The organism is Aquimarina discodermiae (assembly GCF_040786235.1).
GTDB lineage: Bacteria > Bacteroidota > Bacteroidia > Flavobacteriales > Flavobacteriaceae > Aquimarina.
Genome location: NZ_JBFMKP010000016.1, coordinates 29,738 through 50,627, shown reverse-complemented (window position 1 = coordinate 50,627; position 20,890 = coordinate 29,738). Strand labels below are relative to the sequence as shown.

At 32.8% G+C, this 20,890-nt stretch carries 19 protein-coding genes; 10 read left to right on the top strand and 9 right to left on the bottom strand.

Features of this window, described 5'->3' with window-relative positions:
• Positions 1-34: 34 nt before the first annotated feature.
• The 5 genes from ABW636_RS11690 to ABW636_RS11670 all read left to right on the top strand — a co-directional run bounded on the left by ABW636_RS11690 (position 35) and on the right by ABW636_RS11670 (position 5,510).
• Positions 35-865: a DUF4249 domain-containing protein gene (locus tag ABW636_RS11690; protein WP_367590186.1), complete on the top strand. Its 831-nt coding sequence runs from the start codon at positions 35-37 to the stop codon at positions 863-865.
• A 321-nt stretch (positions 866-1,186) separates the two neighbouring features.
• The gene (locus tag ABW636_RS11685; protein WP_445012687.1) at positions 1,187-3,574 is read left to right on the top strand and encodes a TonB-dependent receptor; all 2,388 of its coding nucleotides are present in this window, start codon (positions 1,187-1,189) and stop codon (positions 3,572-3,574) included.
• A gap of 3 nt (positions 3,575-3,577) precedes the next feature.
• Complete coding sequence (locus ABW636_RS11680; RefSeq protein WP_367590185.1) at positions 3,578-4,396, top strand: DUF4249 family protein; 819 nt, start codon at positions 3,578-3,580, stop codon at positions 4,394-4,396.
• Positions 4,397-4,459: 63 nt separating this feature from the next.
• A complete protein-coding gene (gene murQ / locus ABW636_RS11675; RefSeq protein ID WP_367590184.1) occupies positions 4,460-5,272 on the top strand; it encodes an N-acetylmuramic acid 6-phosphate etherase in 813 nt (270 codons plus the stop codon).
• Positions 5,262-5,510: a DUF6095 family protein gene (locus ABW636_RS11670; protein ID WP_367590183.1), complete on the top strand. Its 249-nt coding sequence runs from the start codon at positions 5,262-5,264 to the stop codon at positions 5,508-5,510. The genes murQ and ABW636_RS11670 overlap by 11 nt, the downstream gene beginning before the upstream one ends.
• A 31-nt stretch (positions 5,511-5,541) precedes the next feature.
• Here the strand turns inward: ABW636_RS11670 and ABW636_RS11665 are convergent, their stop codons facing one another.
• On the bottom strand, positions 5,542-6,051 hold the full coding sequence (locus tag ABW636_RS11665) for a DinB family protein (protein WP_367590182.1): 510 nt from the start codon (positions 6,049-6,051) through the stop codon (positions 5,542-5,544).
• Positions 6,052-6,567: 516 nt separating this feature from the next.
• On the opposite strand from ABW636_RS11665, the gene ABW636_RS11660 reads away from it, so the two are divergent.
• Positions 6,568-7,371, top strand: coding sequence for a hypothetical protein (locus ABW636_RS11660; protein ID WP_367590181.1), 804 nt, complete (start codon positions 6,568-6,570; stop codon positions 7,369-7,371).
• A 117-nt stretch (positions 7,372-7,488) separates the two neighbouring features.
• On the opposite strand, the gene ABW636_RS11655 is transcribed toward ABW636_RS11660, so the two are convergent.
• The 4 genes from ABW636_RS11655 to ABW636_RS11640 all read right to left on the bottom strand — a co-directional run bounded on the left by ABW636_RS11655 (position 7,489) and on the right by ABW636_RS11640 (position 9,676).
• The gene (locus tag ABW636_RS11655; protein WP_367590180.1) at positions 7,489-7,965 is read right to left on the bottom strand and encodes an OsmC family protein; all 477 of its coding nucleotides are present in this window, start codon (positions 7,963-7,965) and stop codon (positions 7,489-7,491) included.
• Between the two features lie 5 nt (positions 7,966-7,970).
• On the bottom strand, positions 7,971-8,453 hold the full coding sequence (locus tag ABW636_RS11650) for a MarR family winged helix-turn-helix transcriptional regulator (RefSeq protein WP_367590179.1): 483 nt from the start codon (positions 8,451-8,453) through the stop codon (positions 7,971-7,973).
• A gap of 56 nt (positions 8,454-8,509) precedes the next feature.
• Positions 8,510-9,172: a hypothetical protein gene (locus ABW636_RS11645; RefSeq protein ID WP_367590177.1), complete on the bottom strand. Its 663-nt coding sequence runs from the start codon at positions 9,170-9,172 to the stop codon at positions 8,510-8,512.
• Positions 9,173-9,382: 210 nt separating this feature from the next.
• Complete coding sequence (locus ABW636_RS11640) at positions 9,383-9,676, bottom strand: hypothetical protein (RefSeq protein WP_367590176.1); 294 nt, start codon at positions 9,674-9,676, stop codon at positions 9,383-9,385.
• 429 nt (positions 9,677-10,105) lie between these two features.
• Between ABW636_RS11640 and ABW636_RS11635 the strand changes: the two genes are divergently transcribed.
• Entirely contained in the window at positions 10,106-11,605 is a 1,500-nt protein-coding gene (locus ABW636_RS11635) for a BCCT family transporter (protein ID WP_367590175.1), read from the top strand.
• A 63-nt stretch (positions 11,606-11,668) separates the two neighbouring features.
• Positions 11,669-13,918 (top strand): transglycosylase domain-containing protein, encoded by a 2,250-nt coding sequence (locus tag ABW636_RS11630; protein WP_367590174.1) that lies wholly within the window; start codon positions 11,669-11,671, stop codon positions 13,916-13,918.
• Between the two features lie 10 nt (positions 13,919-13,928).
• Here ABW636_RS11630 and ABW636_RS11625 read toward each other — a convergent pair whose 3' ends face one another.
• From ABW636_RS11625 to ABW636_RS11610, 4 genes are all read right to left on the bottom strand, one after another.
• Entirely contained in the window at positions 13,929-14,507 is a 579-nt protein-coding gene (locus ABW636_RS11625) for a phosphatase PAP2 family protein (protein WP_367590173.1), read from the bottom strand.
• Positions 14,508-14,558: 51 nt separating this feature from the next.
• Entirely contained in the window at positions 14,559-14,789 is a 231-nt protein-coding gene (locus ABW636_RS11620) for a DUF8828 family protein (protein ID WP_367590172.1), read from the bottom strand.
• A 151-nt stretch (positions 14,790-14,940) separates the two neighbouring features.
• Positions 14,941-16,029, bottom strand: a complete 1,089-nt coding sequence (locus ABW636_RS11615; protein WP_367590171.1) for an OmpA family protein — start codon at positions 16,027-16,029, stop codon at positions 14,941-14,943.
• 229 nt (positions 16,030-16,258) lie between these two features.
• Positions 16,259-17,632 carry an MATE family efflux transporter gene (locus ABW636_RS11610; RefSeq protein WP_367590169.1) on the bottom strand — a complete coding sequence of 458 codons (1,374 nt, stop codon included), beginning with the start codon at positions 17,630-17,632 and terminating at the stop codon, positions 16,259-16,261.
• 99 nt (positions 17,633-17,731) lie between these two features.
• Here ABW636_RS11610 and ABW636_RS11605 point away from each other — a divergent pair, with 99 nt between their 5' ends.
• Both ABW636_RS11605 and ABW636_RS11600 read left to right on the top strand, forming a co-directional pair.
• Positions 17,732-18,076, top strand: coding sequence for a hypothetical protein (locus ABW636_RS11605; RefSeq protein ID WP_367590168.1), 345 nt, complete (start codon positions 17,732-17,734; stop codon positions 18,074-18,076).
• A gap of 487 nt (positions 18,077-18,563) precedes the next feature.
• Positions 18,564-20,030: a hypothetical protein gene (locus ABW636_RS11600; RefSeq protein ID WP_367590167.1), complete on the top strand. Its 1,467-nt coding sequence runs from the start codon at positions 18,564-18,566 to the stop codon at positions 20,028-20,030.
• The last annotated feature ends 860 nt before the right edge of the window (positions 20,031-20,890 follow it).

The following is a 20,890-nucleotide window of genomic DNA, read 5'->3' as shown; positions in this document are numbered from 1 at the left end:
TATCTGAAAAAAATAAAAAATAAAAAACATACAGATGAAAACATATATAAAAATATTACTAATCGCAACCATAGCTCTTACATCATGTACCGATGTGGTTGATGTAGAAGTTCCCGAAGCTGCACCAAGACTAGTAGTCGAGGCTTCATTAGATTGGGAAAAAGGAACTCAAGGAAATGAGCAAACCATAAAGCTATCAACATCTACGGCATACTTTGACAAAAATAGTAACAAAATTGTAACCGGTGCCAGTGTAAAAGTAACTAATGACTCAAACAGTACCGAGTTTATATTTGCAGATCAAAATAATGGAGAATATACAAGCACTAATTTTATTCCTATTGTTAATCAATCTTATACATTAGAGATTATTTATAATAACGAAAGGTATATTGCGCAGGAAACATTGAAACCTGTAGCCGATATCGAAAGTGTTTCACAAGAAATTGATGATGTTGATCTTAATATTACAGTAGAATTTAATGACCCTGAAGATGAAGAAAACTTTTATTTTGGAAAATTTAAAGAACAAAAAGAAGTATTACCAGAGTTATTTTATAATGCCGATGAATTTACTAATGGAAATTTGATGGATTTTGAATACACTATCAATGAGGAAATTGAAGATGATGGGCCGCTATTAGAAGATACAGTAAACATACAACTATTAGGCATTTCAGAAAGATATTACAACTATATCGGTTTATTAACAGATCAGGCAGAAAGTGATGGCGGGCCTTTTAGTACTACCCCTGCTCCATTACGAGGTAATTGTAGAAATATTACCACTCCAGAAAATTACGCATTTGGTTATTTTAGACTAAGTCAAATGGTACAAACGAGTTTTACGTATTCCTCGAAATAACGTATCAATTACCAGAAGAATTTTACTGTAAATATTTGGTAAAATTCTGATTAAATAAACAATGTTACCTTTCCCACAAAAAAGCCGATAAATTAGATTTTATCGGCTTTTTTAATAATATTTTATATGTAGAATACACTCTCAAATTACTCTGTAAATTGTATTCATCTATAACCGTTAGGTATATTTTCTATAAAACCCTTCCCGATCCAAAAGACTAATTATTTAAAAACAAGCAAAAAATAACATAGACATGAGTCTTAAATGATTAATTTGCAAAAAAAAAGAAAACAAAAAATCCCCCACATTTTGATAAAAAACATGTTGTATCAAAAAAAGCACACTACTATTTGGCTATTTTTCTTTTTATGCATGCATTCATCGATACAATGCCAAGAAAAATATACACTAAGCGGTGTAATATCTGAACTATCGAGTAATGAAACTCTTATAGGCGTTACGGTAATATTTCCTGAAATCGAAAAAGGTGTTGTTACCAATGAATATGGTTTTTATTCTATAACATTACCTAAGGGGGTTTATAAGCTTCTGATAAGTTATATGGGATTTACCGATATTGAACAAGAAATTAATCTCTCTGAAGATAAAAAGATAAATTTTCAACTTAAAGAGTCTTCAGAAAGTCTGGAAGAAGTCATTATCACACAAAAAACTGAAGGCTTAAATATTAAAACTCCGCAGATGAGTGTTAACAAGCTTACTGCCGGAACCATCAAACAAATACCAGTTGTTCTAGGCGAAGCAGATGTTATCAAATCTCTTATACTTTTGCCTGGTATAACCAATGGTGGTGAAGGGGCATCGGGTTTTAATGTAAGAGGAGGCGCAGCAGATCAAAATCTTATCTTACTTGACGAAGCTATCATCTTTAATTCATCGCATTTATTTGGCTTTTTTTCTGTTTTTAATCCAGATGCCATCAAAGATATTAAGTTATACAAAGGAGGGATTCCTGCAAAATACGGAGGTCGTCTATCCTCGGTTCTTGATATTTACCAAAAGGAAGGTAATAGTAAAAAATTTAAATTCACAGGTGGATTAGGAGCTGTTGCCAGTAGATTACAGGCAGAAGGCCCTATTAAAAAAGATAAAGGTGCATTTCTGGTAGCAGGAAGAGCCTCTTATGCACATCTTTTTTTACCTCTTTTTGATAATAATAATATTGCCTATTTCTACGACCTTAATTCGAAACTGAATTATAAGATTAATAAAAACAATAGTATATACCTTTCTGGATATTTTGGTAGAGATATATTCAGTATTGATCAAATTTTTGAAAACACTTATGGAAATACGGTTTTAAACCTAAGGTGGAATCACTTATTTTCTGATCAGCTTTTTTCTAATTTGTCATTAATCTATTCTGATTATTTTTATGGCCTAGAACTCGATTTCGTTGGATTTGAGTGGGATTCTGGCATAAGAAATTTCAACCTCAAATATGATTTCAATCATTATTTAAGTGATGCATTTCAACTTAATTATGGTGTTAATAATATCTACTACAGGTTTAACCCCGGTGAAATAAAACCAAACCGGGAAGATTCGGGTATTATTAGAGAAAAACTGATCGATAAATATGCAAACGAGCTTGCTGCTTATATTGATATAAAACATACGATTTCAAAAAATCTAACCTTACAATATGGTATTAGAGCCAGTAATTTTATTAGGTTGGGGCAAGACGAACTAAATATTTATGAAAATGACAACCCTTTATTGTTTAATGAAGAGTTTCAGATTTATGAAGCAGCAGAGCCCATACAAGTAAAAAAATATAGCCGAAGCGAATCAATCAAAACATTTACCAATCTAGAACCTAGAGTTGCTCTAGCTTACACTCTTAATGAGTATAGCTCTATAAAGGCAAGTTATAATCGAATGGCGCAATATCTACATTTGTTATCAAATACGAGTTCTCCTACCCCATTAGATGTATGGGCCCCTAGCGGAAAGTATATAAAGCCACAATTACTTAATCAATTTGCTTTGGGGTACTATAGAAATACAAAAAACAATATGTATTCTATCGAGGTAGAAACTTTTTTCAAAGAAATTCAAAATAGAATTGACTATATCGACGGAGCCAATTTAATTGCTAACAATGCAATAGAACAAGATATCTTAAATGGAGAGGCAAGAGCGTATGGTGCCGAATTTTTGTTACGAAAAAATGAAGGTAAATTAAAAGGATGGTTGGGCTATACCTTATCAAAATCAGAACAGAAAACCACCGGGAGAACTCCACAAGAAACTGGCATTAATAATAATGAATGGTATCGTACACCTTATGATAAAACCCATGACATATCCTTTAACGGAACGTATAAATTGAATGACCGATGGAAATTTGGAGCCAATTTCGTATTTCAGACAGGACAACCTACCAATTATCCAACTGGACAATTTGAGTATCGTGGATTAGCCGTTCCTTTGTACGATGGTTCTAGAAATGATGAGCGACTACCCTCCTACCATAGAATTGATGTGTCTGCAACATTGATGTCGAAAAAAAATAAAAATAGAAAATGGAAAGGAGAATGGGTATTTAGTATTTATAATTTATACAATCGTAGAAACGCAGCATCAATTGCGTTTACAAGAAATTCTGACACGTATGTAAACGAAGCCATACGAACATCTATTTTTGGAATCATACCAGCGGTAACCTATAATTTTAAGTTTTAAAAAATGAAGAAATTAACTTTTATTTTAGCCATACTCATTACAACCATTGGTTGTGAAGATGTTATTGATGTAGAAGTTCCTAATGGTGAGGCCAGGTTGGTTATAGACGCTACTTTCGAGTATTTCAGAAATGAAACTCCTGCCACTATGGAGGGTGGTGTAAAACTTACTTTATCTGCTCCATTTTTTAATACAGATGTCCCCGCTGTTAGTGATGCTACGGTTTTCCTAACCAATATGAACGATAATACCATTATCAACTTTATAGAATCAGAGGAACAAGGTTTTTTTATTCCGTCTGAAGAAGAGTTCTTACCAGAATTTGATACTCCTTACCAATTAACAGTAGAATATAAAGACGAAACCTATGTGGCAGATGCAACACTTATCCCTACCGTTCCTATAGATGACGTGCAACAAGGAGATGCAACACTTTTTGATGGAGATGAAACAGAAATAATCATAACATATACAGATGATGCAACAAGAGATGATTTTTATCTTTTTGATTTCGATTTCAATCTATTTATTACCAGTGAAGATAGGTTCTATCAAGGAAAAACCTTTGGGTTCTCATACTTCTATGATCAAATGGTTAGTAATCAAGAGATAACTATAAAAATTATCGGTATTGATGAGCAATATTTCGATTACGCAACCTTACTAATTGAACAAAGTGATCAGGGTGGTGGAAATCCTTTTCAGGCACCCCCAGCAGTATTAAGAGGAAATATAATTAACAAAACAAGTCCAGATAATTATGCGCTGGGGTATTTTACGATTTCTGAAGCAAGCAAATTCGATTTTAGCATTGAAAAATAGTCTTTTAGCAACATTTTATTAAGAATTATAAAAGCTTAACCACTTTAAAAAGTATTTTTGAACATGTCATTTATTAAAACAACAGAGCAATCATCAAAATATGACCATTTAGAAAAAATGAATGTCGGTGAATTGCTTTCGAATATTAACGCAGAAGATAAAACTGTACCCGAAGCGGTAGAAAAATCCATCCCGGCTATAGAAGCTTTAATAACTCAAATAGTTCAAAAACTTAAAGATGGTGGGCGACTTTTCTATATGGGTGCAGGAACAAGTGGTAGATTAGGCATTGTGGATGCCAGTGAATGCCCTCCTACATTTGGGGTATCTCCTAATCTTGTTATTGGATTAATTGCGGGAGGAGATAAAGCAATTAGAAAATCGGTAGAGCATGCAGAAGATAGTACAGACCAAGGTTGGAAAGACCTTCAATCCTATCAAATATCTAAAAAAGATGTTGTAATAGGTATTGCCGCTTCGGGAACGACGCCATACGTGGTTCACGCATTACAGATATGTAACGAAAATGACATCCTTACCGGATGTATTACCTGCAATGATGGTAGTCCTTTAGCATTAACTGCAAAATTTCCGATTGTAGTTACCGTTGGACCAGAGTTTGTGACGGGTAGCTCCCGAATGAAAGCCGGAACTGCTCAAAAACTTGTCCTTAATATGATTTCTACAGCTACCATGATACAACTGGGTCATGTAAAAGGTAATAAAATGGTCGATATGCAACTAAGTAATACCAAATTAGTAGGGCGTGCAGTAAAAATGCTTATGGAAGAGCTTACTATTGATGAAGTAACTGCCAAAAAATTATTAGAACAACACGGCAACGTACGTAATGCAATTAATAATTATGGAGCCTAGAAGAACCGACAAAGAAGTATTAGGTAAGGGAGTGCAACGCATGGCAATTGCACTCATTTTTATGTTTATTAGCCCGGTAGTTATACATTCATCCTTTAAAAACCAAGACCATTCATTGTATATACCCATATTGATTCTTGGGTTATTAGGAGCTGTATTCGCTATTTATATGGCGTTTAAAGGAATCAAAACTATTATGGAAGCTATCTTTGGAAAAAAAAACAAACCACAGAACTAAAATGGTTATGATTTTATGATAAACTCCTGCTTTAAATACCTTCTCTTTTATTAATAGGTGTTGTTGGGTTGTAACCAAACCCAGGTATCTTAACCTCAATTCCTAATTGACAAAGAATATACCCTATGGTAGCATAATGGTGTACTGCATGACTATTTGCATGAGTAAGAATACTCTCTAATGTATAATTAACAGTAACCTTTCCTTTTCCCATATGATCGGTAACATGTAACAAATAATCTGTATTTACAGTACTATAAGACAATAATGTTTCCTGAAGTTCATACATATAGTTGATTGCCGAATCTTTATTGGTAGATAATACTTGATCTCGTTTACGGGCGGTTAAATCTATATTATTAGAATCTAACCCATCAATAATGCAATCAAAAAAATCAAGTGTATGCCTAATATGATCACCAATACTTGAACAATAGGGCTCTACAGAAGTATCACAATAGACATGGGAATCAATAGATTTAAGCAATGTAATTGCACTACTTAAATTATGATTAATAGATGATATTATAAGTTTTTTCATAAAATATAAAGACGAAAGATATATAATTAACTAACAAAAATTTCCAAGTTAAATTACAAATATTTTTTTTTAACGTTCAAAAAATATTTACACATATTAATCGTTCTATAATATTGTAAACACAACCATTTATAACCCAACAACTATTGAAAAACATACACCGCACACTATCAATAAGTTACACTCAATCATAGCATAAAAATTCATATAGTAAACTTCTACTCATTATAATATAAACAGGTATATACCGTAAGTAATATACTGTTAAAACGACAATACAATTGTTTTGTACGAATTTTTTATGTCTTTAAAAGATAAGACACTAGAAAATCGTAGAAAAAAATTTGATAGCTATCTATCTCTTATTAAATCAAGTAGGATATCGATCACTATCCTTAAGGTTAACCCGTAAAAAAATAAGATAAAGTGCGTATTTCATCGATTAATGACATTTTTCTTTGGAAGTTATCCATAAAATATTGTATTATTGTTTTGTTATCTAAAAGCCCCATAAGAATGAAGAAGATTGTAATTATCATAGTTTTTCTATGTTCTATTCCAAAAATTAATGCTCAGGATGTCTATTCAGATGCTATAACAGCTGCTAGTTATGCATACTCACATAGTAAAAAAGCACACGGAGCAAACAATGTGTATCACACTCAGGAATATGCAGATAAAGCTATAGAAGCTTTTGAAAAAGTTGAAACCTTATCTGATCAATGTAATTGTACCGAAGCGAATGAAACGGCATATCAGGCGAGAGTTGATATGGAAAGTTCATTAGAGCAAGATACATACGAACGAAGTAGATATTTCGCAAAAAGAGCTAAAGAACTAGGAGCTAAAGTATTAGAACAACTAACTACGTGCCAGGCAGTTGCAGGAAATTACTCTGATTCTTCTGAAGAAAGTGATTTAGCAGATGCTACTCAAGAAGTTGCCGATAAACAAAAAGAATTAGAAGAAAAACGTCGTCAATTAGAAATCGAACAACAAAAATTAGAACAGCAAATAGCAGAACAAAACAGAATGAAGGCTGAATTTGAAGCCAGAAGAGCCGAAGAATTAAAAAAGCAATCAGAAGTTAAACTAAAAGCTGAGCAAGCACTTGATAAATTACAAAATGCATTACAAGAACTAAGCGTAGTACTTAACAATAAATCAGAATTTGGAGTACCTGCTGACTATGTAAGAAGCGAAAAAGAGCTAAAAAACGAATCGTTAGATGACACCAAAAATTTCTATGTAAATAGAGCAAAAGAATTAACAAAAACTGCTATGCAACAGTTCGCTAGTTTTAACGATATAGAAAATTAAAAATATAAATGCTTAAATTTTATTTTGTAGCCCCAAAATAAAGTTTTTAATATGACACCTTCTATGTAGAAGGTGTCTTTTTTTTATAGTATAACTACAGAAGTTAATTAGTTATTTTTATACGACTACTTTTATGGTAGGAACATGATCAATTTCAAAATTGCAAGAATTAGCAACAAAACACATTTTATTAGCCTCTTTATGTAATTGTATTGCCTTTTCTTTCAAGTTTTCATTTGTAATATGTACCACAGGGTTTAAAGTCACATTAATAAATCTTCCACTACCCGTCTTACTTTCTTCCATTACTCCTGTAGCATTATCCTTATAATCTGTTACTACTATTTTGTTTACGGTACATAAATGTAGATACCAAAGCATGTGGCAAGCAGATAATGATGAGACAAACAAATCTTCTGGATTATACCGTTCCTTATTTCCTAAAAAAGAAGGGTCTGAAGAAGCCTTAATTTTACTATATTTTTCCTTCCCCATAATCGTATGATTACGATTATATGCTTTATAATCAGAAGTTCCCTGCCCCTCGTTTCCTGTCCATTCTATTTTTACTTCATAGTTATGCAATTTTGCCATAGTACTTATTTTTGTAATTTGTCTAAAATTCTCTCTCCAAATGATGATTCGTTCAACCGATGCTCCATTACATCCAAATGTTTTAATAACTCTTGATTGTTGTCAAGTAATTCTGCAATTACTTCTTCTCCATAATTCCATATCTTCTCTATCTCTGGTAAAATTTCTTCCGATTTAGGAGTCAAACGTACTACTGTTCTTCTTAGGTCATTCTCATCTTTGCTGCTTAATAAATATCCTCTTTTTATCATTTTATTGGTCATAGAAACAATGGATTGATGTGCAAAACCTAAATACCTGGCTATTTCGACTATAGAAACCGCATCGTTTTCTTTTACAAGCGTGAGTACCAAATACCAGTTAGGTTCTATATCCATTCCCAGTTTTTTATACATATCCCTTGCGCTATGAGACATTTTATCTGCAATTCGTTTCAACCTTGTCCCCAATGTTCTAAAACCTAAATTTTTAACCAAATCTTTATTCATAAATACAAAAATAATAAATTTACGCAGTTAACTGCGTAAATTGCAAAAAAATATATCTACTTCTTTTTAGATCCTAACAAATAAAGTATTACTCCTGGTCCCGACGCCATCCTATCTACCTCCCAATCATAACTATCATCATCTATACTTTTGATTAATTCCTTCATTTCTTTTACAGAGTATGTTCGTAAACAAGAAACAATTCCATCCCACAACACAAACAAAGGAACAATTGGTATTATATAGGTAAAAACAATTCTTCCTATCTTAAAAGGTTTTATAAATGGTGTTACTAAAAGAACGGTTAACGGAGAAAATATCATGGCCAACATACTTTTTACACTACGCTCTTGTGCTTCAAAAATAGCAATAGAAGCATTCGAAATAAACGCATTTCGCAAAATAAGTTGTGCATCAGATTTCCTGAAATGATGAAATGATAAAAATTGTGTTCTTAATCCTTTTAATTTAGTTGGAACATTTCTAGCATCTATTGATTTTTCTATGTACTCAAAATTGTTCGATTGCGCCTTGATAAATTTAAACGCCGAAATATTTGGGTAATAATCAGTCAGTATTATTTTTAGATCCGGGATTCTTTTCTTTAATTCAGAATTTATCCACAACAACCCTCCTCCTCCAGAACCTAAATCAATAATTTGATGAGTATTGCTTTTTATCAGCGCTTTTTCAAGAATAGGAATTACCGGCTTAAACATCTTACTTTTATTAGAAAGAAATTGCAAAAAACTGTTCCATAATTTCGTAAAAAAGTAGGAAACCACTTTTGATCTTCAAGTTCAAACAAATGTATCCTGCTCATAGCAATATAGATTTATTCATTCGTATTTGTTTTGACTTAAACTACCTCGATTTAATTACAGGCTAAAAAATTTACAACAATAATTACTTCAAACAAGAACCAGATATTATTTATCCTCTACCTCTTCTACACCTTGTTTGTCTACTGTTTCGGGTATTGTCTCACTTGATTTTGTTGAATCTTCATCTTCAAAACTTTGCATCGTATCTGCAAGTCGTTTACTAATCTTTACCAAATAGATTGTTTCTTCTGTTCGTACTTCTACAGCTTCAATAGTTTCATTATACTGATTCCTAAAAGTTATGATATCTTGATCGGCATACCCGTCTGGGAATTTTTCTACCAAAAGATTCAGAATGTCTTTATTAAGCTTTTTATAATCAACAATTACTCTTTTCATGGTTGTAGGTTTAAGTTAGTTATCTGTATTATATATAAGTGAATAAAAATGGTGAACAACGTTGTACCATTCTTTATAATAAATTTTGAAGTATTACTATTCAAAATACCTCAAATAGTTTTTCTCTATACTGGTGCAGAAACAACACATAACACCAATATATGATATAATTATATTCAAATTAAGGTATTTGTATACTTATATCAAACGGCATCGTATCGTTGGTATTAAGTTCGTATTTTAAAATGTAAGATGCAAATAAATTTACAATCATTCTACCTATTTACTTAGATATGATACGCTAACATTTACATAACATTTTTTTAAACTGGTTAATTCATAAAAAAGGTTTTTAAATAAACATAGGCCTGTTTCAAAACTTTTTTAGACTTTTATAAAAGTTATTTATATCAAAATATAGCACCACAGATGAAACTTGATTTTAAAAAAAATAGTTTATTATATGTTTCATTGGGAATACTGATCGTCTTTTCCTTTTTTTTATACTTTTTTACGCTGGAAACCTATCATGAAATCGAGTCTTTCTCTGTGATTATCAGAAAACGATTTGGTCGTTTCTATCTATGGTTAGGTTTGATATGTGTTATCCTATTAATATTTCTTGCAATTTCACCTTGGGGTAAAAGACGTCTTGGTAAAGTAACAGATCGCCCCAGATTTTCTAGATTAGCCTGGATATCTATGCTATATAGTGCCGGTATGGGATCAGGCATCCTGTTACGAGCTGTGCAAGAGCCTGTTTTTATGAGATACAACCCTCCTATAGACAACCGTACAGGTGCAGAAACAATTGCATTAGAGTATACTTTTTATCAATGGGGTTTTACTGCCTGGGCTTTTTATGCCGTTTTTGCAATTACTATTGGTTATTATATGTTCGTACAGTCCAAAAAAGTATTGTCTAGTAGTGCTTTCTCATCTTTAGATCGCTTAATCGTTTCAACAAAAAGTAAAGAATTTATTTTTGGTAGTATTGATATTCTAGCGGTACTTACCACTGTTTTTGGTCTTGTAGCGGCTATAGGACTTGGTACTACTCAGATAGAAGGTGGATTAAACCATATATTTCAAAAAAACCTAGGCGTTTATGGTGTTATTATTGTGCTTATTTTTATTTCAGTTTTCGCTTTTATTTCTGTTTATAAAGGAGTTAACAAAGGAATCAAGATTATTTCTAAATGGAATATTTATATAACAATTGCTCTTTTATTTTTTGTATTGCTTCAAAGTGATATCGTATCGGTTTTATCACAATTTTTTGTTTCACTATATCATTACATTCTTGATTTTATTCCGCTTAGTTTAGCGTACGGAAATTATAATCCAGGAGAAAAATTCTTAACCGACTGGACTTATTATTATTGGGCTTTTTGGTTAGCCTGGGCTCCTTTTACAGGAATTTTTATTGCGCGCATATCACAAGGTCGTACCTTTAGAGAGATTATACTAGGCGTACTGCTCATCCCCTCGCTTGGCACATTTTTTTGGTTCACCACCTTTGGACAATCTGCTTTTGATATTATCGATAGTCTGGGCACCTATCAAGGGCAGTTTGACAATGTATTTAATTCGATCTTTGTTTTCTTTAAAAACTACCCCCTTCATGGATTTATAAATGTACTCACCATCTTACTCTTAAGCAGTTTTTTGGTCACCTCATTAGACTCTGCCATCTTTGTATTAAGTATGTTTACTGACAATGGGAAACAAGAACCCTCAAAAAAGCATCGCCTGCTCTGGAGCATTATACTTACGGTTTTTTCTATCGGTATCATATTACTGGGAAACGTAAAAACAGATATTAATGTACTCATTGCAATTCAAAAACTACTTATCATAACTTCTTTACCATTTTCACTATTAATGGTAGTTATGATTTTCTTGTTTATTCGTGATGTTAGAAAGTGATAAGAAAATACCATCGCCAAATATTATGGTATTTTCGACGTTATGTATGTCGATAATATATATATGATAAAAATAATTGCGAAAAAAAAGTGGTTAAAATGGTTATTAATTATTATTGGTAGCCAACTATTATTGGGGATTTGCTTTTACACAAGTATTTATTTTGGGTTTTGGGGAAAATTACCTAACAAAGAAGCATTAAGTTCTTTAAAACAAGCCGAAGCTACGCAGGTTTTAGATAAAAACGGACATCTAATAGGAAAGTATTTTATCTATGACCGACAGCCTGTTACTTTTGGAGACTTGCCACAACACCTCATCGATGCACTTATTGCAACCGAAGATGTACGATTTTATAATCACAACGGGGTTGATAATACCAGCCTTCTTCGCGTTTTTTTTAAAACGATCCTATTAGGCAATAAGTCTTCTGGAGGAGGAAGTACGATTACTTTACAATTAGCCAAAAATCTATATAAAAGAAAAAAACATCCATTTTTAAGCACGGTTATTAATAAATTAAAAGAATCTTTTATTGCCAGAAGGATTGAAGATATTTATAGTAAAAAAGAGATTCTTACACTATACTTTAATACCGTTCCTTTTCCCGACAACACCTATGGAATAGAAAGTGCTGCACAAAAATTTTTTAATAAGCCTACTACCAGATTAACATTATCAGAAGCTACCACTTTAATAGGAACCTTAAAAGCAAATCATAGTTTTAACCCAAGGCTTTTCCCAGAAAGAAGCCAGTTACGAAGAGATGTTGTACTACAGCAAATGGTAAAATACGAATATTGCAGTGCAGATCGTGCAAATCAAACAATGAGTGCACCCATCATACTAGACTATCAACATTTTAATCATGATCTTGGATTGGCTCCTTATTTCAGAGAAGAAGTAAAAAAACAATTAACCCATCTCTTAGAAAAACACAAAAAACCAGATGGTAGCTCCTATGATATTTACAATGATGGTCTGGTAGTACATACTACCTTAGATCGCACTATGCAAATGCTCGCCGAAGAAGCAATGCAAGAACACATGCAGGTCTTGCAAAAAGATTATGAAGATTCTTTTGGAGATACTCCTCCCTGGAAAAACAACAAAGAGCTCATCAAAAATGCCTTACAAAACTTAGACGTTTACAAAAAATGTATAAAATTAGGACTTTCTGTAGCGCAAATAGAAGACTCTCTTGCTGCAAAAAAAGAAATTGAAGTATTTGAATGGCACGGTAACCGTACAAAAACAATGTCATCAATAGATAGTCTGCAACATTATTTAAAATTTCTAAATGCTGGGATGATAGCGATAGACCCAGGCACTGGAGCGGTACAGGCGTATCTAGGAGGGATTGATTACCGTTATTTTAAATACGATCATGTATCACAAAGTGAACGGCAAGTAGGGTCGACATTTAAACCATTTGTGTATACTACTGCCATAGAAAATGGAATGAAACCTTGTTCTTATTTTTCTACAAAACCAGTAACCTATACCAATTTAGAAAACTGGACTCCCAAAAATGCTGTTGCCAAAGAAGATCCCTTTCTCAATTATACATTAGAAAAAGCATTAAGTACGTCTGTAAATACCATTGCGGTAAAAGTTTTGAATGAAACTGGAATTCCAAAAGTGGTCGATCAGGTAAAAAAACTAGGGATTACCGCTACTCTGTCAGAAGACCCGGCAATGGCACTTGGCACCGATGGTATTAAGGTAAAAGAGCTTGCAGGAGCTTATGCAAGTTATGTAAATGAAGGCAAACCCGTAGCTCCTTATTATATCAATAGTATTGAAGATAAAAACGGAAACCTTATCGCCTCTTTTAAATCTGATACTACAAATATCGAATCTGCTTATAGCACCTATACCAGGCAAGTTCTTTTAGAAATGATGAAATCTACCATAAATCACGGTACCGCATCAAGAATTAGAACCCAATATCGCCTTACCAATGATATAGCAGGAAAAACAGGAACCACACAAGACAATAAAGATGGTTGGTTTATTGGGATTACTCCAAAACTTATTACCGTTACCTGGGTAGGTAACGACAATTATAATATTGGTTTTAAGACAACCTCTCTGGGTCAAGGGGCTAATACTGCTTTACCTATTTTTGCCAAACTATATCAAAAAATGAATTTGCGTAAAGACTTTGATCCTATTACCAAAAGTTTATTCGAGACGAGTGACGAACAGGTGATAAAAGACCTACAATGCAAGCCCGAAAAAAGAGATAATTTTTTTAAAAGGCTTTTTGGTAAAAGGAAGAAAAAGAAAAAATTTAAAACCGGTCAATAAAAACTAGGTGCTAGGCATTTACTTTCTGTCCATACTTTTGTACAAGAAAAGTATGTAATTTATAAGCTCCAAATCCCAACAAAATACCAATTACCATTCCTGTGATTATATCACCAGGGTAATGCACCCCTATATAAATTCTACTATAGCTCACAACAATAGACCATACCACCATAAACGGAAAAATATATTTTAGGTGCCTGCGTAAGGTAAGTCCTGTAAAAAAAGCCAAAGCCATAGAACTGGCAGCATGACCAGAGAAGTAACCATGTCTACCACAGTTTTTTGCTATAAATCTGGTAAACTCAGAAACCCCTTCTGCTCTACAAGGCCTAGGACGCATAAATAATACGTTTTTAAACAGGTTTGATAGCTGATCTGTAGCGGTAATTAATAGTGCAACCACTACTAACGTTATAATGGTTCCTCTAATTCCGAAATACTTATAGAAGAAAAATAATAGTACAGCATATAAGGGGATTTGATAAAATTTTTCGGTCATAAATAACCAAAAACTGTCCCACATCGGTATTCCTAAATTATTAAGATATAAAAAAAGATCTTTGTCTAATTGTATAAGCTCTTCCATAAACAGGTCACTATTTATTTTAGTAATAAATACTCTTTATTTTTTAAAAATTTAAGAACCTTCGTAACGTTCTATTTCTCTATCATAAAAATCACCGGCAGCCTTAAGAAGGTTTTCTGTCTCATCCAGCAATTCTTTCTCGTCATTTTTATCAAACTCTTCAAGCCACTCTATTTCATCATTTTCCAGGTTAATTATACATCTGGGAAACTCTGTATGAATTACAAAAATGGCGTTTGGATAATCTGTATTATCACCCAATAAGAATTTAGGAAAGTCCATCACGAATACTTAATATTACAAAGTTTCAAAGGTACTATCTTTTTACGAACTGGTTTAAACTTTTTTGATTCATTCGAAAAATGATGATTTTTTGATCAATTGAAAAAAATTTAAACCAGTTCAATGTGCAAACAGAAAAAAGATGTGCTTTCTATTCTATTTTTATTTCTACTCTGTTATTTGATTCAGGATCAAGGTCGGTACGCTCTTCTGTAACGATAGGTGCAGTATTACCCGCAGCAACGATTTCTATCAAAGATTCGTCCACTCCTTTTTCTACCATATAATTTTTAACATTAACAGCTCTCATGGCAGACATAATTTCATTTTCGAATGTAGAGCCCGCATCGTCGGCATGTCCAATAATTTTTACAGAACTTACTTTAAAAATAGTAACATATTGGATATAAGAATCCAATGCTTTTTGAATCTCTTTGTAAGCTTCACTTTCTCCTATTAAAAATTCTATTGGCGAAAACTTGAGTGCCATATTACAAACTTGCCCTGCAACCAAATTTTTTGGGTCTCTCATTTCCATTAATAAAACATCATCTACAAAATAATAGGCAGTATCAAAACCTCCACCTTTTACCGATTTACCTTTTGGGCTATCTGCAAAATATCCCAAAGAGATATATTTCTCGGTTCCTTTTGCTTTATATACCCCACAAATCTTAGTCCATTTTTTTGTATCACATATCATTTTAGAAGATTGGATATGTAATGGTAGTTTCGATGTTTCTGTTATTTTAGGTACTCTGGCTGTAAAATAAGATCCAATAGAAGAGGTACACGAATTAGAAATCCCTTCTCCCAAAGAAACATACATATGAAAATAGTAGTATTTACCTTTAGCAAGAGGTTTTTTAAGCTTGGCAGTAACTCCTTCCTTATAAGGACCACCTGCTATATACATTCCGACTTTTCCTTCACCTGTTCTAGGCTCTTGAGCACCAAACTGCTTTAAAAAATTTGGTGATTTATGTATAAACCTAATATCCTCTAATTTGGGATGATATGCATCTGGAGAATTTGTCGAAGCTTTCCAATTTTTAATAATTCCAAAGTTTTGCATCTCCATCTCCATACGTGAAATAGCAACGTTGGTTATTTCAAAACTGGGATTGGGAATAAGATTTTGGGCTTTACTATGAGCAAAGTTCTGACCTTTAATACTTTGACTTATCAATATTGCTACAAACGCAAGCAGCAGACAAAATTTAGAATTTGGGACTCTCATTTTTTGTATTCTGTTTTTTTTGAAAGATAGTTAATTATTCGTTAATACCCAATAAACGTATGAACTACATAAATGGTATTTTATATCATTTATAATTTGAATTTACTTTGATAAAATTTCCTTTTTCTTTTGATTAAACACAAAAATACAATAGGCATTTCAATTCTTTTTTAATTCAAAATCAACCTGATACAATCATGTAATACACATATTATACCATTTTTAAGCCTTACTCTTTTTTAAGTATCAACCTCTTAGTTAATACATTAAACCTATAGTACAATAATAGTGCAGAAACTGTAAGACCCGCCAGTAAACCAATCCAAATGCCAGAACTCTTAAATGAGGTATGTAATCCCAGATAATAACTTATTGGAAACCCCACAATCCAATAGGCTATAAATGTAATAATGGTAGGTATCTTAACATCCTGAAGTCCTCTTAGTGCCCCCAAAACAGTAACTTGTATCCCGTCAGATATCTGAAACAATGCCGCTACGATCAATAATTTTGCTGCAATAACAATCACTTCTGTATTGTCGGCCAGGTTTTCAACATCTTTTACATCAAGGTATAATTTTGGTAACAACTCATTAAACAAGACAAAAAATATCGCAAAAACAACTTCTATAATAAAGGTGAGTATAAATATCGAAATAGCAATTCTTCTCAAATCCTTAAAATGCTGCAATCCCTTTTGGTTTCCAACTCTAACCATCGCTGCAACACTCAATCCCATAGCTACCATAAATGTCATAGAAGCCAGATTTAAGGCTATTTGATTTGCTGCCTGCGGGTTTTTACCTAGTACTCCAGACAACCATATGGCTGCGGTAAAAATAGCTACCTCAAAAAACATTTGTAAAGATGAAGGAAACCCAAGTGCAATAATATTGCGTATCATTTTACTTTTTAAAACCCAAAATCTGATATGAGTAACATACCTTTTGGATTTCTCTTTATTTTTTAGGAATACCCATAAAAACACAACCATTACTAATCTGGATACCAATGTTCCTATTGCTGCTCCTATGATTCCCATTTGCGGAAAACCAAATTTTCCAAAAATCAATACATAATTAAGGAATATATTGACCAGATTGGCTACCAAGGTCGCATACATAGGATATTTGGTCATCGACAAACCGTCTGAAAACTGCTTTAATGCCTGAAAACTAATTAGAGGGATTAACGAAAACGCGACCAAATCCAAATAAGGTATAGCTAGCTCTACCACTTCTATGGGTTGTTTCATTAAATACATAAAAGGCTTGGCCATCAAAATCATTAGAAAAAGAACTACTCCCAATGTCGTACATAAAAACAATCCATGCTTGAAAACAGATTTTCCTCTTTCAAAATTTTTCTCGGCATCAGACTCTGCAATTAGCGGAGTAATTGCTGTAGAAAAACCAATCCCCAAAGACATCGCAATAAACATAAAACTATTTCCCAAAGAGACTGCTGCCAACTCTGCAGTACCCAACTGCCCCACCATAATATTATCAATAAGCCCCACAAAGGTATGCCCCAGCATACCCAACATAACGGGTGCTGCCAATTTGAGGTTATACCTAAACTCTTTGGTGTATTGTTGTAGCATTTGATAATTTTGAATCTGCAAAGGTATTAGAACCCTTGTAAACTAAATTATTCTTATCGTATATTTAACGTTATTTATATAAAAATAAAAGAAACTTCTATGCAGCAACACTCAAAAAAGAACAACATTCGTATATATTTGATCATTGCTAGTGCTGTTTTTGGTTTTCTTATCTTACCTGCTCTCCCCATGATAATGATGTCACCAATGTTATTTGACAGTCCCGGGTCAGAAAATAGTATTCCTACTGTTACTCTAGCTATTAGCCTGATTACTTATCCTATAACCACTATAATTGGTAGTATCATTGCCTGGATTCTATTTACTAAAAAAAAATATCTGATCGCTATCATTTTTGCAAGTGTACCCATTCTCAATATTCTTGTTGGTATTTTAACAATTATCTATATGGCTTTCTTTTGTGGGGGAAACCTTGGTTGTTAGCATATGAATATTACAAATTTTGAATGTCCAGAATGTATCATAATTCATCATTGTCTAGCTGAACTTGTTTCAGGTTCTTGTCATAAATAATTACTTATGAGTAAAATAAGGTTCTGAAATAAATTCAGAATGACATAAAAAATATCATTAGTACACAAAACGGATAATTATTTACTAATTAATGAAAATGAATAGGCAATATATATTCCTTTTTTAAAACGTTTCTAAATTACATCATCTTAGTTGGCACATCCTTTACATTCGCTAATTATTATTGTAATTTTATTATAAGATATAGATATCTTAAGTTTACAAAAAATTCAAATAAATGCCTAGCAGGTATTTACTACCCCTTTTTGATTATCAATGTAATTTTTAAAATTTATTTTAGAGGAAGTTGTTTTATTATATTCTATTGATAGGATTCTCTGCTTTTTAAACTACTGCTTTTAAAATGTGATCAAGTAATTAACCAAATAATTGTAACATGAAACAAACTAAACTACTATCATTTTTGATAGCATTACTAATCGTATGTGCCTGCAAGAATGATTCGAAATTACAAGAAAAAGAGGATAAGAAAGCAGAAAAAAAGGAAGAATATCAAAAAATTAAAGACCCTAATTGTATCGCTCCTGCTGACTGGTTTACCATCGTAGATGGTACGCGTAAAACTCCGGCTCCTGATGAAGGACCTACCAGTGTATTTGCCAATAATGAGACGGTAACCAACTGCGATTTTCATCAATGGTCATGGCAAAAATTCCTTTGGCTCACTAATGAAACCAAAGGACAGCCTATGTTCTTAAATGATCTAAAGCAAGTCACATCTCATGGTCAGAAGTTAGAACGAAAAAACGGAATCGTCTTAACCGATACTGCCCAAGCCAGTGGTGCTTCTGACATCTTAAAAACACCAAAGTTTGCTAGTGGTACTCCACCATCTACAACGGTATATTATGCTATTTTCATGAATGATTTGCTATACGATGCAATGATCAAATATGCTCCTATAGCAAAAGAAAATCCAGATGCTGTAAAAGATATCACCTATCCCATTGGTGCGTTAGAGCTTAAAACATCCTGGATAGATGTTAAAGCATTGCCAGATGCTTCTTCCTATTTTGTAACCGATGGCGAGATAAACGGTGTAAAAACCAAAGTAGCCCTTCTGGGAATCCATGTAGTGGGTGTCGTCGAAAACCACCCAGAATTTATCTGGGCAACTTTCGAACATGAAAGCCTTGCTCCTGACTACGATTGGAGCAAAGCCACTCCTACTAGCGATGCACCAATTACCAGTACTACAAATTATCCATTCTTTAACAAAGAGGATACTGCCACAGTCAAGAATATTACCTCAGGAAATGGTATTTACACAAATATTTTTTCTGTATATAAATATGGTACTCCTGTAGAGATCAAAAGCATTGATAATAAAAATGTACAGGTTTTTATGAAATCAAGCCAAAACGGTTCGCAAAACTTTAATAATATTCGTATCATTAACAAAAGTGTTAAAGAGCAGTTATCAGGTATCTGGAACAATTATTTTTATAACGGTTCTATCTGGATTGATACTGCAGGATATGTAGGTACCAAAGCACAAGCTGCACTATTAGATTCGTTATCGGTATCATCTGGTGGATTGCACAATGCAGATACTACTGCCCTTGCCAGAGGTTCTGTTGCTGCCTATAATATCACTATGGAAACCTATGTACAGGTAGGCTTTCATTCTGACGGTATTTATACTACCAAAGTTGGTGATCTTGTAAATTGTTTCTTATGTCACAGTACATCACATGGTAAGCAGAATTCTCCTCTTAACCTTAGTCATGTTTATAATGGCTATTTAGATAGTTTAAATGGATTAAGTAAAACTGAAACCAAACTAAAACATATCCAACTGGTTAGAGAAAGGTCACAACAAAACAAACAACAAAGCAAATAAATAAGGTTATAGCTGCGATTCATAAGCCCAGAACTTTAAGAATAAGTTCTGGGCTTATTCTTTTATGGTATTTTGTCTCTTTAAACTCTTCTATTTCTTCTCAGCAACCTCTATACACCATAAATGATTTACTATAATGATTTTGGTCTTCCAATTTTTCTAGGTATAGTACTACCGTATAAGCACAAAACACCAATACCCATCTACCAACAGCCAATAAGCTTTATGATAACGGCCTTTAGACGGCTTAACAAAAAGTAATTAAGCGTATGTGTACAAATACACATAATAAAGTTGGCTAGAGAATACCTCTTCCAAAGAGGCATTTACACTCTCTTCCTTCGAAAATGCCCTAGTACACTATGGGCAAGCTGTGAGGTGGAATAGAGCGGATGCTTTTAAAAACCTATTTACTATCAATGGTCAACAAACAGCTAAAAAGAAAAAAAACAAAAAAACATTAAACAAAGGTAACATCTTAATAAGTTGTGACATAAATACCTAAGGTGAGATAAGATTATTTTAAAAAAAAATCAGAGTATCAGAATTTGATACTGTCTTTTTGTACTCTTGTCTAAGAAATTATAATTAATAATAATGATTGATCAATTTTAATTTAAAATCAATGCTTTCTTAGTTTGTATAAGCGTTCCAAAGCTGCGCTTTGAAAATATTTTTTCACCAGCGTAGAATTTGCTTGGGGTTAAAAAATCTTGAAACCTTGGAAAGATTTTAGCCAAACAAATTCGGTTTTAAACAGAATTTAAAAGCACCTTGAAAAAAGTGCCTTTTCTTTTGGTTCGTTTTTCTTTGGGCGTACAAAGAAAATGAACAATAAGGTTTAAAAGAAGCTAAAAACA